Raw genomic sequence first — 15,603 nt, 5'->3', positions numbered from 1 at the left:
CGGGCATTTCTGGCGCCTGAGCAGTCTTTCGAGGAACCACCAATGATGACACAACATGCGGGTTCTGCCGTATCGCCCGCCAGTGCCGCACTGGCGGTGCTGCGCAATCGCACGTTCGACGAAATCGCCGTCGGCGACACGGCGGGCATCCAGCGCACGCTGACCCCGCAGGACATGCAGCTGTTCATGCTGCAATCTGTCGGCTTCAAGCCGCAGCAGGTCGACGCGCAGTCTGCTGCCGCCAGTCCATTGCTTGGCGTAATCGCCCACGGCATGTGGGGCGGGTCGCTGATTTCCGCGGTTTTGAGCAGCCAGCTTCCGGGGCCAGGCACCGTCTATGTCAGCCAGGACCTGCGTTTTCTGCGGCCGGTCAAGGTGGGCGATACGCTGGCCGTCCAGGTGCAGGTCACGGAAAAGCACGCGCAGACGCAGCACGTCGTGTTCGCTTGCCGTTGCGTCAACCAGCAGGGCGAGGACGTCATCGAAGGCCGGGCGGAGGTCGTCGCGCCGGCCGAGCGGATCGAATGCGAGCGCGCCGCGCTACCGGAGATCCGCATGGGCGTGCAGGGGGACGCCGGCCTGCAGCGCCTGCTGGCGCACGTCGCGCCGCTTGGCGCGATCCGGGTGGCGGTGGTCCATCCATGCGATGCCGTGAGCCTTTCTGCCGCCTTGGAGGCGCGCCAGGCCGGTCTGATCGAGCCGATTCTGATCGCACCACGGGGTCGACTGGAGGCGGTCGCGGCTGAGGCGGGCCTGAATCTGGCGGACATCGCCATCATCGATGCCGCCCACAGCCATGATGCCGCACGGCAGGCGGCTGAGCTGGCGGCGTCCGGCGAGGTGGAGGCGCTGATGAAGGGCAGTCTGCACACCGATGAACTGATGGCTGCGGTGGTGGATCGCGCCGCTGGCCTGCGTACCAAGCGCCGGATCAGCCATTGCTTCGTGCTGCAAACCCCGCATTACCCGCGTCCATTCATCGTTACCGATGCCGCCATCAACCTTGCGCCCGGCTTGGAACAGAAGGCCGACATCATCCGTAACGCGATCGACCTGGCCCATGCCATTGGCGTGGCCGAGCCCAAGGTGGCCATCCTGGCGGCGGTGGAGACGGTCAATCCGACGATGCCGGCCACGCTGGATGCCGCAGCACTGTGCAAGATGGCCGATCGCGGTCAGATCGCAGGCGGCGTACTCGACGGACCGCTGGCCTTTGACAATGCTGTGTCGATCGCCGCTGCGCGCACCAAGGGCATCAACTCGAAAGTGGCCGGGCAGGCCGACATCCTCGTGGTACCGGATCTGGAGAGCGGCAACATGCTGGCCAAGCAGATCATGTACATGGGCGAGGCCGCCAGCGCCGGCATTGTGCTGGGAGCCAAGGTGCCGGTCATTCTGACCAGTCGTGCCGATTCGCGGCAATCGCGCATCGCCTCCTGCGCCATTGCACTGATGCTGGCGCACCGCTATCGGACCGCTCCACCGTGACGCGGTCGCATCCACGTTGCAGGCGAGCCGCCCACCCAACCCAATCAGAGGAACCACTGTCATGAAATACACTTTCTCCGGCCAATCCGTCCTCGTCACCGGCGCCGCGTCGGGCATCGGCGAAGCCACCGCCCGGCTATTGGCTGCCAACGGCCTGTCAGTGGTCGTCTCCGACATCCATCCTGAAAGCGTGCAGCGCGTAGTCGCCGCGATCACCGCCGCCGGCGGTACGGCCATCGCCAATCTATGCGACGTGTCCAAGGCCGATCAGGTGCAGGCTGCCGTCGAAACGGCAGTGCAACGTTTCGGCGGGCTGCACTACGCGGTCAACAACGCCGGGATCGGCGGCCAGGCCGGGGCCGTCGGCGAAATGTCGTTGGATGCGTGGCAACAAGTGGTCGACGTCAACCTGAACGGCGTGGCCTACGGCCTGCGCTACCAGATCCCGGCCATCCTCGCCGCCGGCGGCGGGGCGGTCGTCAACATGTCCTCGATCCTCGGCTTGGTAGGTATCGCAACCGCGCCGGCCTACAACGCCGCCAAACATGCCGTTACCGGGCTGACCCGTTCCGCCGCGCTGGCCTACTCGGCAAAGGGCGTGCGCGTGAATTCGTTGCATCCAGGTTACGTGGACACACCCATCCTCGATAACCTGGACGCCTCGGTGCGCACCGAATTGGTCGGGCTGCACCCCATCGGCCGTCTCGGCAACGCCGAGGAAATCGCGCACGCAACGGCCTTTCTCCTGTCCGACGGCGCCAGCTTCATTACCGGCGCGGCATTGACCGCCGATGGCGGCTACACCGCCCAATGACCTCCCGCCAACCGAATGAGAACGCCCATGAACGACAAACCTGATCTCGCCGACACGCTTTCCGGCATTTTGTCGCGCAACTGGTGGGTGCTGCTTCTGCTGGGCCTATTGGCGATCATGTTTGGCTTGCTGGCACTGTTGTCACCCCTTGGCGCAGCAGCCGTGCTGACGTTGTGGTTGGGCGTGCTGGCCATCGCTGAAGGGGTCGTGGTTCTGGCCGGGGCCATCCGGGGCTCGGCGCCGGTCTCGCGCGGCTGGGCGGTGTTCTATGCGCTGGTGTCCTTGGCATTCGGCATCATGGCCACGCTCGACCCGCTGAACATGGCCGGCACCTTGCTATTGCTCGTCGCGGTGTGGCTGGCGATCAGCGGTATCTACCGCATCGTGTTCGCGATCCGCGTGCGTAAGCGCGCGCGACACGAATGGCTGCTGATTCTCAGTGGCCTACTTGCGGTGCTGATGGGCGTACTGTTCGCGCTCTACCCGCTGTCTGGTCTGGTGGTCACCACGCTGTGGATCGGCGCGTCGGCGCTGATCTACGGTGTGTTGCAAGTCGTGGCCGCTTTCCGCTTGCGCAGGTTGGGCAAAGCATGACCGAGCCGACCGAAAGCTTGATCCTGGTGCTGAACTGCGGTTCGTCAAGCATCAAGTTCGCGCTGTTCGCAGCCGATGTACACCCGCTTGCGCGCACGCCGTTGTGGAATGGCAAGGTGCAGGGCATCGGCGGACCGGCGCCGGACTTCGGCGAAACCGGCGTTGCCCCGCACCGCGTCGAACTGGACGCAGGGCATCCACATTCCGCGGCGCTCCAGGTCATCCGCGAGCGCATCCGGACGCGCTTGAACGGGCGGCGTGTGGTTGCGGTAGCGCACCGCGTGGTGCACGGCGGCACCAAGTACTCGGCGCCCACCCGCGTCGATGCGCAGACGCTGGCCGACCTGCGCAGCTACGTCCCGCTGGCCCCGCTGCATCAGCCGTTTGCGCTGGAGGCCATGGACATCCTGTTGCGCGAACACCCGGACATCGTCCAGGTTGCCTGCTTCGATACCGCCTTCCACCGTACGTTGCCGAAGGTGGAGCAGCTACTGCCCCTGCCGCACGCCGCCTGGGCGCGCGGATTGCGCCGCTACGGATTCCACGGGCTGTCCTACGAATACATGGCGGCCGCGCTGCCCGAACGCCACGGAGACCTGGCCAGCGGCCGGGTCATCGTCGCCCATCTCGGCAGCGGCGCCAGCCTGTGCGCGATGCGTGGCTTGCACAGCGTTGCGACGACCATGGGCTTCTCCGCCCTCGACGGCCTGATGATGGGCACCCGCACCGGCGCGCTCGATCCGGGCGCCGTGATCTACCTGATGGAGATCGAGAAGCTGAGCCTGGAGCAAGTGGCGCACATCCTGTACCACGAATCGGGGCTGCTCGGCGTGTCCGGCATCTCGGCCGAGCCGCGTGTGCTGCTGCAGAAGGAAACCGGCAACGACGAAGACGCCGCCCGCGCGCGTGACGCGCTCTCGCTTTACGTGCGCCGCATCGTCCGTGAAATCGGCGCGTTGGTCGCCGTGCTGGGCGGACTGGACCTGCTGGTCTTCACCGCCGGCGTTGGCGAACACAGTCCCGAGATACGCCGCCGCGTCTGCGAGTCCCTGGGCTTCCTGCCATTGCGGCTCGACCCGCCCGCCAATCTGGCCAACGCGCCCGTCATATCCGCCGCCGACAGCGAAGTCATCGTCGGCGTCGAGCCGACGAACGAGGAATGGGTCGCGGCGCGGGCCGCACTGACCCTGTGCCGGACTGGCGTCGAGGCATGAATGAGATCTGCCGGCCTTTGCATCTGAACCGGTTGTGCACACGCGCGAAGCCGAGCGGGAAACGCGCTCCCGGGTGGCTACTGGCCCGAGCGTCGCGGCGTGCGTGCCCCGCCAACCCACCACTACACACAACAGCGCTGGCGTCAGGAGGCGCTTTATCCCGATGAGCAACGAAGAAAGTCAACCATCTCCCGAGTCGATCGAAGCGCTCGATACCGAGGTTCATGCGGCTTGGGCAAGAGTCTGGTCCTCGCTGTCGCCCGAGTCACCGATGCTGGCCTGGATGGACTGGCTCACTCATCTGGCTACCAGCCCGGGCAAGCGGGCAGCCTTGTCCGATCTGGCCCGGGCGCAGTTAGAGCAGTGCCTGGACCTCCTCCGTGATGGGATCGAGGCGATGACCGAAGGCCGGGAACTGCCCGTGTTGCCGCCATCGGGTGACCGGCGCTTCAACGATGCCTCTTGGGATGCCTGGCCCTACAACCTGTGGCGCCGCGGCTACCAGTTGCAGAGCCAATGGTGGGAACAGGCTACACGAGGGGTCTGGGGCGTGGATCCGAAGCATCGGCGCCTGGTGGAGTTCTGCGCCAGGCAGTGGCTGGAGATGCTTTCGCCGGCCAATGTGGCCGCGCTCAATCCCGTCGTGTTGCGGCAGACCCAGGCAGAGAATGGCGCAAATCTCGCGCGGGGTTTCGAGTACTTCCTGGATGACCTTTTCCGCCAGTGGTCTGGCCGGCCGCCGGCGGGTGCCGAACGTTTCGAGGTCGGGCGCAATCTTGCCACGACGCCCGGGAAGGTCGTTCTCAGGAACGATCTGATCGAACTCATCCAGTACGCGCCCACGACAGAAAAAGTTCATGCCGAACCGATCCTGATCGTGCCTGCCTGGATCATGAAGTACTACATCCTCGACCTGTCGCCGCAGAATTCCCTCATCCGGCATCTGGTCGACCAGGGCCATACGGTCTTCTGCATCTCGTGGAAGAACCCAGGCAGAGAAGACCGCGACCTGGGCATGAACGAGTACCTGCGATTCGGACTGCATGCCGCGCTCGATGCCGTCAATGCGATCGTCCCCGGGCACAAAATCCATGCAACATGCAACCGGATACTGCCTGGGCGGCACGCTGCTGGCGATTGGCGCCAGCGCGATGGCGCGCGACGGCGACCAGCGCCTGGCGTCGCTGACGTTGCTGGCCGCGCAGACGGACTTCAGCGAACCGGGCGAACTTGGCTTGTTCATCAACGAAAGCCAGGTGTCGATGCTCGAAGCGTTGATGGACGAGACCGGCTATCTCACCGCCGAACAAATGAGCGGCGCTTTCAAGATGCTGCGCCCCTACGACATGGTGTGGTCGCGTCTGGTCAACGAATATCTGCTTGGCGAACGCAAGCCGATGAACGACCTGATGGCCTGGAACGCGGATGGCACGCACATGCCCGCCAAGATGCATTCGCAGTACCTGCGGCGGCTGTACCTGAACAACGACTTCAGCGCCGGCCTCTACCCAGTCGGCGGCCGTCCGACGTCGCTGGGCGATCTCACGCTGCCGATTTTCTGCGTGGGTACCACCACGGACCACGTCGCCCCCTGGCGCTCAGTGTTCAAACTGCACCTGTTCTCGCCGGCCGAGATCACCTTCGTCCTGACCAACGGCGGACACAACGCCGGGATCGTCAGCGAACCTGGGCATCCCCGGCGGCACTACCAACTGCGCACCCGCGCAACGGGTGAAAATTACATGGGTCCGGACGAGTGGCAGGCCTCGGCGCCCCGGCAGGAAGGCTCCTGGTGGACCGCTTGGTTCGAGTGGCTGCGGGCACGCTCGTCCAAGATGGTTGCTGCGCCCAGGATGGGCAACGCCAGAAAAGGGCTGCGTCCGGTCTGCGATGCGCCCGGGGCGTACGTCAGGCAACCGGGCGGCTCCGAACAGGATGCCGTTCCCACGAAGAACCCATCTTTGGGCACGTGCACGGACACCCCGCTGCCAGCAGACGCTGGCAGTCAGTCTGTCACTGAGCCTGGAGCCCGGTGCCAGTGAAGTCATGGTCGAGCCTGGATCTTCTTCAGCCATGGTGCCGGAGCTCTTCTCGGCTTGCTTGACTATCGCTTTTCGAGCATCAGAGCGGCGGTGCCCGACGTGGGTGCCGAGTCCCTGCAACACGCACCGGTGTGGCGTGGCCAGGTGCGCGGCTTCAGCCCGCGCGTGTCACGCCGCTTCCATATCGAATTGGCGCGGGCCACCAACGCTTATGCCGTCTCCACGCCCCCAAGCCGCGGCTGGGGGGCGTCGAGCCGACCAACGAGGAGTGGATCGCCGCGCGGGACGCGCGGCATCTGCTGAGCACAGCCCCTTCCACGATTTCATGACTTGAGGAGATACGGTATGTACGCACGCGTTCTGGTTCCACTCGATGGCAGCGCCACAGCACGTCTGGCGCTGGACCATGCGTCACATCTGTCCGGTATGAGCGGAGCGACCATCGTGCTGCTCAACATCATCGAGGAGATGAGGCACAGCAACGGCTTCGAGCGCCCCATGGTCTACATCCAGGAAGTCCGGCCCCGCTTTCTGGCAGCCGGACAGGCGCTGCTGGACGAGGCCGCGGCGGAGCTGCGTCAGCGGGGCGTTCCGGTCGAAACCGTTCTACTGGAAAGCAAGGGTGATCGCGTGTCGGAACTCATTGCGAAACAAGCCGAGGCCAGCCAATGCGATCTGGTGGTGCTGGGAACCCATGGGCGCCGGGGCGTGGACCGGCTGCTGCTGGGCAGCGATGCCGAACAGGTGGCACGCATCGCACCGGTGCCCGTCATGCTGGTGCGCCAGAAGCAGGCCAACCCGCCGTCCTCTGCGACCGCGGCGACCTGAGATGCCGACGCCGCCCCGACGTGCACCTTCTCCGTCGTGGGAGCGCTTGCGCCGCTCCGCATGGGCCTGTGCCTGGTGGGTCATGCTGCTCGCACCGGCGACGCACGCAGTGGCACAGGATGCCAGGTGCAGCGGGAGCGATCCGCTGCGCTCGACAGGCACCTTGAACCTGCGTGTCGACAACGACATGTTCGGCGGTGTGGAGCAGGACCAGGGCTACACCAACGGGTTCCTGCTCAGTTGGGTGTCTCCGAATCTGGTGGACTATGTGGACGATCCCTGCCTGCCGCGCCTGGCCCGCAACCTGAACCACTATCTGGCCTGGCTGCGTCCCGACGGCTTCGACGAGCAGAACATGACGATCGGATTGGGGCAGGTGATGTACACGCCCACCGACCATCTCCGCACCGACCTCATCACCGACGACCGCCCCTATGCCGGGGCGTTGATGTTCAGCATGGGCTACAACGCACGCAAGGGTGACCAACTGCGCACGTCGCAGATCCGCTTCGGCATCGTCGGCCCCGCCGCGTACGCGAAGCAGACCCAAAGCTGGTGGCACGACGTCATCGATGTCGACCGATTCCATGGCTGGCACCACCAGTTGCGCAATGAACCCGTGCTGCAGGTGATCCATGAACGGCGCACGCGTGTCGCACGGCGCGAGGATGTCGATGGCTGGGGGTGGGACCTCACGCGGCATTGGGGCGCCAGCCTGGGCAACTTCGCGACCTATGCCAACGTGGGTGGCGAGTGGCGCTTCGGCCTGCGCCTGCCCGATGACTTCGGCACGGCCCCTTTGCGACCTGCCGGGGAGAACACCTCGCCGGTGCGCCTGCGGCCCGACGGAGCCTGGAACGGGCACTTGTTCGTTGCGCTCGATGCGCGCTGGGTGCTGCACGACATCACCCTGGATGGCAACACGTTCAAATCAAGCCACAGTGTCGACAAGCGCCCCTTCGTGGCCGACATCGGCTATGGCGTCGCCATGTACGTCGGTCAATGGCGGCTCGCCTTAGCGCGCTACCACCGCACGCGTGAGTTCCGGGGCCAGCGCGACATCCCGGTCTACGGCACCGTCACCATCGGGAGGCACTTCTGATGCAGGTCGATGCCTTCCTTGGAGTGACGCTGGCGATCCTGCTGCTGTTCGGCGGCAAGGGCCTGATCGCCCGCGTGGGCTGGCTGCGTCGCTACAGCATTCCCGAAGCGCTGGTTGGCGGCGTGCTCGGGGCTCTGGTCGTGTGCGCACTCCACTACGGCGCCGACATCACCGTTGCCTTCGATCAGAGCACCCGCGATGTCCTGCTGCTGTACTTCTTTGCCGCCATCGGGCTGAACAGCGACCTGCGCACGCTGGCCGCGGGGGGGCGCTCCTTCCTGGTCCTGACGGCGCTGGCGGTCGTCTTCATCCTCCTGCAGAACGCCACCGGGATGGGGCTGGCCAGTGCCTTCGGGATGGACCCCCGCGCCGGGCTGATGGTCGGCTCCATCTCGCTCACCGGCGGCGTGGGCACCACCGTCGCCTGGTCGGGCCACTTCTCGGAGCACCTGGGCATCGGCAACGCCCAGGAGCTGGGTCTGGCCGCGAACACGATCGGGCTCATCGCCGCGTGCATGATCGGCGGCCCCCTTGCCGCCTTTCTGATGCGCCGCCACCACGTCAGGCCTTCGGGTGAAACCGAACTGGAAGTAGGCGTGCTGCACCGCGATGAAGCGCGCGCGCACCTGGACTACCACGGCGCCTTGCTGGCGGTTTTCTGGCTCAACTGCACCCTGATGCTGGGACACGGCATTACGCAGTTGGCGGCTTTGTCGCCCTTGAAGCTGCCGAGCTTCGTGGGATGCCTGCTGGCCGGCATCGTGCTGCGGGCCGCTGCGGATCTGTTGACCACCAACGGCAGGGGTCGGCTCTGGAACTTCCCGAGCATGCAGCCGGGCCTGGCGCTGATCTCGGATATCTGCCTGGGACTGTTTTTGACCCTGGCGCTGATGGGGCTGAGGCTCTGGGAGCTGGAGCCGGTTCTGGTGTTCATCACGGTCGCCATGCTCGTGCAGATCACTCTGACCGTCGCCTACGTGCTGCTGGTGGTGTTCCGTGCCATGGGGCGCGACTATGAGGCCACCGTCGTGTGCGCGGGGTTCGGCGGCATTGCGCTGGGTTCGACCGCGACGGCTGTTGCCAACATGACCGCCGTGACCAGGGAGTTCGGCGCGGCGCGCCAAGCGTTCATCGTCGTGCCGCTGGTGTGCGGCTTCTCGATCGACCTGGTCAACGCCATCGTCATCGGCTGGCTGGCGAGGTGAGCCGTGAAGAAAAAAAGAGAACAAAGGATACAGAAGAATGACCCTGCAAAGACTGACCTTGGCATTGCCCGGCAACGAGGCCTTCGCCGCCCAGCTCTCGAAGGCGCTGAGCAGTAAGCTCGGGCGGCTCGAAACCCGCCACTTCCCCGACGGCGAAAGCTACGTGCGGCTGCATGGCGATCCGGCCGGACGCGCCGTGGATTTGGTCTGCACGCTGGCCCGGCCCGACGCGCAGTTCCTGCCCCTGGTGTTCGCGGCCGACGCGGCCCGCGACCTGGGCGCAAGCGAGGTCAACCTGGTCAGCCCCTACCTGGCCTACATGCGGCAGGACAAGCGCTTCCACGAGGGAGAGAGCGTCACCTCGCTGTCTTTTGCGCGCTTGATCTCCTCCACCTTCGACAAGCTGGTCACGGTGGATCCCCACCTGCACCGCCACCCGACCCTGGCATCGATCTACACCCTGCCGACCGCGACCTTGCAGGCCGCCCCCTTGTTGGCCGACTGGATCGCGGCCAACACCGAGCGGCCGTTGATCGTGGGGCCTGACGAAGAAAGCGAGCAATGGGCAGGCGACATCGCGACGCGCATCGGTGCGCCGTGCGTCGTGCTCACCAAGACCCGGTACGGCGACCGCCGCGTCGAGATCGCCGTGCCCGATCTGTCGGCCTGGCGCGAGCGCACGCCCGTGCTGGTCGATGACATCGCATCGTCCGGCCGGACCTTGATGCAGGCCGCACGCGGCATCGCCGCTCAAGGATTACCGCGGCCCGAGTGCGTGGTGGTGCACGCGCTGTTCGCCGATGACGCCTGGACTGAACTGGCGCCGCTGTTCTCGCGCATCACCTCGACCGACGCGGTTCCCCACCCGAGCAACCGCATTGCACTAGCCCATTTGGTCGCCAGCGCATTGAAGAGCCGTCAAGTCGACGACGACCGTGGCGGCCCGAGCAGAAGAACGACAGGAGCAACATCGTGATGAACGCAAGCGACGCAGACACATATTACGAATGGCGCATCGGCCTGGGGCCCATCCAGCACAGCGACATGACCGCCAAGCGCATCGACGCGACGATTTCCGACCTGGTGAGCCAGGGTCTTGTCGATCGCACGAAGGCCTACGAATTGCTGGCCGCGGCCGATCGCCTGACTTGCGTGGGGATGAACGTGGTCGCGCACATGACCTACGCCCAGCGCATCGACCTGTCCGGTACCTTCCTGGCCGCCGACGACTTCAAGGCCACGCCCGAAGGCCATACCGGTGGCTCGCTGAACATGGTGCCGGCTTTCGTGGGCTACCTGCTCGCCAACGCCCTGACGGGGCACACGCGCGGATGGCTGATGGGGCAAGGGCATTGCGTTGCCGCCATCGAAGCCATCAATGCGCTCACGGGCGACGTCTCACCGGCGCAGCGCGGTCGCTACGACCGCAGCGAAGCCGGCCTGTCGCGGCTGTGCGCCGATTTCTACTCCTACGCCATCGATCCACAGGGCCGCCCCGCCGTGCCGCTGGGCAGCCACGCCGGCCCAAACACCGCAGGCGCGGTGTCGGAAGGCGGCTACCTCGGCTTCGCCGGCCTGCAATACGTGCACATGCCCCTGCCCGGCGAAAGCCTGGTGGCCTTCCTGAGCGATGGCGCCTTCGAGGAACAGCGTGGCTCGGACTGGGCTCCCCGCTGGTGGCGTGCCGAGGACTGCGGCTACGCGATACCCGTGATGATCCTCAATGGCCGCCGCATCGAGCAGCGCACCCAGATCGTCCAGGAAGGTGGCGCGCCATGGCTGGCCGAAGACCTGCGCCACAACGGATTCGATCCCATGACCGTCGATGGCCGCGATCCGGCCGCCATCGCCTGGGGCATCATCTCGGCGGAACAGGCCCTGCAACGGTTCGCGGCGGACCCGGATCGCCGCTATCCGATGCGCCTGCCCTACGTGATCGCGGAGACCGAAAAGGGCTTCGGCTTTGCCGGCGCGGGCACCAATGCCGCGCACAACTTGCCCCTGTCGGGCAATCCGCACAACGATGCTGCCGCGCGCGAGGCATTCAACGCCAGCGCCGCCGCCTTGCATGTGCCGCCATCCGAACTCGACGCGGCGCTGGCCGCCTTGGCCACGCATGCCGGCCAGCAACGCCCGCTGGAAAGTGGCCACCCGATGGCGCATCGCCGTCCCAACGCCCCTGTGCTGCCCGAGCCGGTCTGGCAAGCCGAGGGCGAGAGCGGCAGCGCGATGGCGGCGCTCGACCGCTGGTTCGTCGATCTGGTCCGGGCCAACCCGGATCTGCGCGTGCGGGTCGGCAACCCGGATGAACTGGCAAGCAACAAGATGGGGGGCACGCTGGCGCTGCTCAAGCACCGCGTCAACGCGCCTGAGCCCGGTGTCCCGGAAGACCTGCACGGCGCAGTGATCACTGCGCTCAACGAGGAAGCCGTGGCGGCAGCAGCGTTGGGCAACAAGGCGGGGCTGAACCTGATCGTGAGCTACGAAGCCTTCGCCGTGAAGATGCTGGGCCTGCTCCGCCAGGAGATCATCTTCGCGCGCCGGCAAAAGGAGCTCGGACAAACGCCGGGCTGGCTGCCGGTGCCCTTGATCGTCACCTCCCACACCTGGGAAAACAGCAAGAACGAGCAATCGCACCAGGATCCGACCATCGCAGAGGCCTTGCTGGGCGAGATGTCCGACACCGCGCGCGTGCTGTTTCCGGTGGATGGCAATACAGCGGTGGCCGCCTTGCGCGAGGCATACGCCGGGCGCGGGCAACTGGCCTGCATCGTGGTCTCCAAGCGCGACATGCCCATCCGCTTCGACGCAGATCGTGCCCAGGCGTTGGTGCGCGACGGTGCGGCGCACATCGCGGGAGATGTCTCGACAGCCGGCATGCAATTCGTCGCCGTCGGTGCGTATCAGTTGGAACAGGCGCTCCAGGCCCATGCCTTTCTTGAACGGCATGGTTTTGCGACCTGCGTGACGGCCGTGATCGAGCCGGGCCGCCTGCGTGTCCCGCGCGACGACTTGGAGGCCGCCTTCGTGCTCGGTGACGAAGCACTGAGGGCGCTTTTCCCGCCGGAACTGCCCCGTGTGCTGCTCTGCCACACCCGACCGGAGCCGATGCTCGGTGTCTTGCGGCGCATCGATGGAGGCCACGCCAAGATGCGGGCGCTGGGCTACATCAACCGCGGCGGCACGCTCGACGTGACCGGCATGCTGCGCGCCAACCGCTGTTTCTGGCGGGATGCGATCAATGCCGCCGCCGACGTCACCGGCTGGAGCGATACGAGCAGCCCCTCATCCAAGGTGCGACGGCGCCAGAGCACGTGAGGTCACGCTGTGCCTCGAACGATCAAGAACACAAACAACACAAGGACAGCGACCCAATGGCTTCATTGACCAGCCTTGGCGGTGCAGGCACCGTCACCGGCTCCAAACACCTTCTCACCCACGGCAACACCCGGATTCTCGTCGACTGCGGACTGTTTCAAGGGTTCAAGAACCTGCGCGAACTCAACTGGCAGCGTCTGGAGGTCGATCCCGCGCAGATCGACGCCGTGGTGCTCACCCACGCCCACCTGGACCATTGCGGCTATCTCCCACGCCTGATGCTCGATGGCTTCAAGGGCAAGGTGTTCTGCACCCATGCGACGCGCGACGTGGCCGAGTTGATCCTGCTCGACAGCGCCTGGCTACAGGAAAAGGACGCCGAGTTCGCTAACCGCAAAGGCTTCTCCAAGCACAAGCCCGCCATGCCGCTGTACAGGGTGCGCGACGCGGAGCGTGTTTTGCGGCAGTTCCACCCGGTGCCCTTGCACCGCGACGTCGAACTGCCGGGCGGTGCGCGGCTGCTGTTGCGCCGCGCCGGGCACATCCTCGGTGCGTCCACCGCGCAGATCGACATCGGCGGCGTGCGCATCGTTTTCTCTGGCGACCTCGGGCGTTATGACGATCCGGTGATGTACGACCCGGAGCCGGTACCCGAGGCGGACTACGTCGTGACCGAATCGACCTATGGCAACCGGCGCCATGATCGTGGAGATGCCGTCGAGGCGCTCGGCAAGATCATCAACAGAACCGTCCTGCGCGGCGGTACCGTAGTGATCCCCGCCTTCGCAGTGGGGCGGGCACAGTCCCTAATCCATGATCTCTGGCTATTGCGCCAAAGCGGCGGCCTGCGCAACGTGCCGGTCTACCTCGACAGCCCGATGGCGACCAATGCGACCGCACTCCTGCACAAGCATCACCAGGACCACAGGCTCGCTTCGCACGATTTCGAGTCGGCATTCGCTGACGTCACCTACGTGCGCGAAGTCGAGGAGTCCAAGGCCCTGTCGGCCAACCGCTACCCGAAGGTGATCATCTCGGCCAGCGGCATGGCCACGGGCGGCCGGGTGCTGCACCACATTGCCGCTTTCGCGCCCGATCATCGCAATACGCTGCTCTTCTCGGGTTTCCAGGCCGCAGGCACACGGGGGCGAAAGCTGCTGGAGGGCGCGCGCGAGGTCAAGGCCTACGGGCAATGGATACCGGTCAACGCCGAGGTCACGGAACTACCCATGCTGTCGGCCCATGCGGACAGCGACGAATTGCTGCACTGGCTATCGGGTTTTCAGCAGCCGCCCAAGCGGGTATTCATCGTACATGGAGAGCCCGAGGCATCAGAGGCCCTGCGCGAGCGGGTGAAGCGCGAGCTGAACTGGTCGGCCTCGGTTCCGCTGCAAGGGCAGGTATTCGAGCTATGAGCGGTGTACCTACCCCCACAGCTTCGCCAGCTCTGCGCGCGATGCGCATGCAGTTGCACACGCAAAACCAGGCTATCGTGCTCATGCATGTCGATTGCCATGTCTGTCATTCGGAGGGGCTGGCGTCACGATCGCAGGTGCTGGTGACCGGGGGCAACCGCGAAGTTCAGGCGCTGCTTTATCAGACCAATAGCCCGCTCTTCGCACTGGATCGCGTGGTGCTTTCTGAAGCTGCCTGGCAAGCTCTGGGCATTGAGGACGGGGACACCGTGCTGGTACGCCACGCGCCCGTGCTGCATTCACTGGCCGGCGTGCGCCGCCGTATCCATGGCCAGCGCCTGGACGGTCCGGGACTGGCCGCGATCGTCCACGACGTTGTCCACGGCAGATTCACCGACGTGCAGTTGTCCGCCTTCCTTACAGCCACCGCCACGCTGCCGCTGGATGAGCAGGAGACAACACACCTCACCCGCGCCATGGTCGAGGTGGGCGAGCGACTGTCCTGGCCGTCTCCGGTAGTGGTGGACAAGCACTGCGTCGGCGGCCTGCCTGGCAACCGCACCACACCCATCGTGGTAGCCATCGCCGCTGCCAATGGCTTGGTGATGCCCAAAACCTCCTCACGCGCGATCACTTCTCCAGCCGGCACTGCCGACACGATGGAGACTCTAGCCCCCGTGGAACTGGATCTCGGTAGTCTTCGCCGCGTGGTCGAGGCAGAGGGTGGCTGTCTGGCCTGGGGTGGTGCAATGCACCTCTCGCCGGCCGACGACATCTTCGTGCGTATCGAGCGCGAACTTGACATCGACACTGAGGGGCAACTCATTGCCTCGGTGTTGTCCAAGAAGATCGCCGCCGGTGCCACCCATGTCGTCATCGACATCCCCGTCGGCCCCACGGCCAAGGTGCGTAGCCCGGAAGTGGCCCAGCACCTCGCGGCACGTCTCACAGCCACCGCCGAGCACTTCGGTCTGACCCTACGCTGTCTTATCACCGATGGCAGTCAGCCGATTGGACACGGCATAGGCCCAGCACTGGAGGCGCGCGACGTGCTGGCAGTACTACGCAACACCCCTGACGCGCCGGAAGACCTGCGCGAACGTGCGGCGATGGTTGCAGGCGCAGTGCTGGAGCTAGGCGGGGTCGCGACTGATGGCGATGGAATGCGACTGGCTCTGGAAACCCTCCGAGATGGCCGTGCCTGGCACCGCTTCGAGCGAATCTGCACCGCCCAGGGGGGCCTGCGCGAACCGCCCCGCGCTGCTCATGTCCGTCCGCTGGCAGCCGAGTGCTCCGGGCGTATCGTGCATATCGACAACCGCAAGTTATCCAGGCTGGCCAAACTCGCCGGCGCCCCTGAGCGAAAAGCGGCGGGTGTCCACCTGCAACTGCGCCTGGGAGATGTCGTCTCTCAGGGACAGACCTTGATGGAACTGCATGCCCAGACGCCGGGCGAGATGGCCTACGCCCTGCAGTACGCGGTCGACGCCGGCCCAATCGTCCATATCGAGGCCTGAGCACCGCATGCGCACTCTGCTTCCTACACCACCGCACTACTTGCACCAGTGGATGAAACGTTCTTC

12 protein-coding genes and 1 pseudogene are annotated in these 15,603 nt (G+C 65.7%); all 13 read left to right on the top strand.

What is annotated here, in order from left to right:
* Positions 1 to 42: 42 nt before the first annotated feature.
* The gene (locus tag Z164_RS0107340) at positions 43 to 1,488 is read left to right on the top strand and encodes a bifunctional enoyl-CoA hydratase/phosphate acetyltransferase (RefSeq protein ID WP_236621770.1); all 1,446 of its coding nucleotides are present in this window, start codon (positions 43 to 45) and stop codon (positions 1,486 to 1,488) included.
* Between the two features lie 61 nt (positions 1,489 to 1,549).
* Positions 1,550 to 2,302: an SDR family NAD(P)-dependent oxidoreductase gene (locus Z164_RS0107335; RefSeq protein ID WP_024890058.1), complete on the top strand. Its 753-nt coding sequence runs from the start codon at positions 1,550 to 1,552 to the stop codon at positions 2,300 to 2,302.
* Between the two features lie 27 nt (positions 2,303 to 2,329).
* A complete protein-coding gene (locus Z164_RS0107330; RefSeq protein WP_024890057.1) occupies positions 2,330 to 2,896 on the top strand; it encodes an HdeD family acid-resistance protein in 567 nt (188 codons plus the stop codon).
* Positions 2,893 to 4,110, top strand: a complete 1,218-nt coding sequence (locus Z164_RS0107325) for an acetate/propionate family kinase (protein ID WP_024890056.1) — start codon at positions 2,893 to 2,895, stop codon at positions 4,108 to 4,110. The genes Z164_RS0107330 and Z164_RS0107325 overlap by 4 nt, the downstream gene beginning before the upstream one ends.
* A gap of 163 nt (positions 4,111 to 4,273) precedes the next feature.
* Positions 4,274 to 4,993: pseudogene (locus Z164_RS23305) on the top strand (poly-beta-hydroxybutyrate polymerase N-terminal domain-containing protein); the annotation flags it as partial.
* 208 nt (positions 4,994 to 5,201) lie between these two features.
* Positions 5,202 to 6,152 carry a PHA/PHB synthase family protein gene (locus Z164_RS23300; RefSeq protein WP_236621773.1) on the top strand — a complete coding sequence of 317 codons (951 nt, stop codon included), beginning with the start codon at positions 5,202 to 5,204 and terminating at the stop codon, positions 6,150 to 6,152.
* A gap of 345 nt (positions 6,153 to 6,497) precedes the next feature.
* Complete coding sequence (locus tag Z164_RS0107315) at positions 6,498 to 6,980, top strand: universal stress protein (protein WP_024890055.1); 483 nt, start codon at positions 6,498 to 6,500, stop codon at positions 6,978 to 6,980.
* Positions 6,981 to 7,062: 82 nt separating this feature from the next.
* Positions 7,063 to 8,082, top strand: coding sequence for a lipid A deacylase LpxR family protein (locus tag Z164_RS0107310; RefSeq protein WP_052338384.1), 1,020 nt, complete (start codon positions 7,063 to 7,065; stop codon positions 8,080 to 8,082).
* Complete coding sequence (gene gltS / locus Z164_RS0107305) at positions 8,082 to 9,287, top strand: sodium/glutamate symporter (protein ID WP_024890053.1); 1,206 nt, start codon at positions 8,082 to 8,084, stop codon at positions 9,285 to 9,287. The genes Z164_RS0107310 and gltS overlap by 1 nt, the downstream gene beginning before the upstream one ends.
* A 37-nt stretch (positions 9,288 to 9,324) precedes the next feature.
* Positions 9,325 to 10,263 carry a ribose-phosphate pyrophosphokinase gene (locus Z164_RS0107300; RefSeq protein ID WP_236621769.1) on the top strand — a complete coding sequence of 313 codons (939 nt, stop codon included), beginning with the start codon at positions 9,325 to 9,327 and terminating at the stop codon, positions 10,261 to 10,263.
* Positions 10,263 to 12,605: a phosphoketolase family protein gene (locus tag Z164_RS0107295; protein WP_024890051.1), complete on the top strand. Its 2,343-nt coding sequence runs from the start codon at positions 10,263 to 10,265 to the stop codon at positions 12,603 to 12,605. Before Z164_RS0107300 ends, Z164_RS0107295 begins: the two co-directional genes overlap by 1 nt.
* Before the next feature lie 56 nt (positions 12,606 to 12,661).
* Positions 12,662 to 14,020: an MBL fold metallo-hydrolase gene (locus Z164_RS0107290; RefSeq protein WP_024890050.1), complete on the top strand. Its 1,359-nt coding sequence runs from the start codon at positions 12,662 to 12,664 to the stop codon at positions 14,018 to 14,020.
* Entirely contained in the window at positions 14,017 to 15,537 is a 1,521-nt protein-coding gene (locus tag Z164_RS0107285) for a thymidine phosphorylase (protein ID WP_024890049.1), read from the top strand. The genes Z164_RS0107290 and Z164_RS0107285 overlap by 4 nt, the downstream gene beginning before the upstream one ends.
* Positions 15,538 to 15,603: the final 66 nt, after the last annotated feature.

The sequence above is a fragment of the Luteimonas huabeiensis HB2 genome (genome assembly GCF_000559025.1).
In the GTDB taxonomy this organism is placed as follows: Bacteria; Pseudomonadota; Gammaproteobacteria; order Xanthomonadales; family Xanthomonadaceae; genus Luteimonas; species Luteimonas huabeiensis.
The sequence above is the reverse complement of the archived record's forward strand: the minus strand, read 5'-3'. Positions and strand labels throughout refer to the sequence as shown.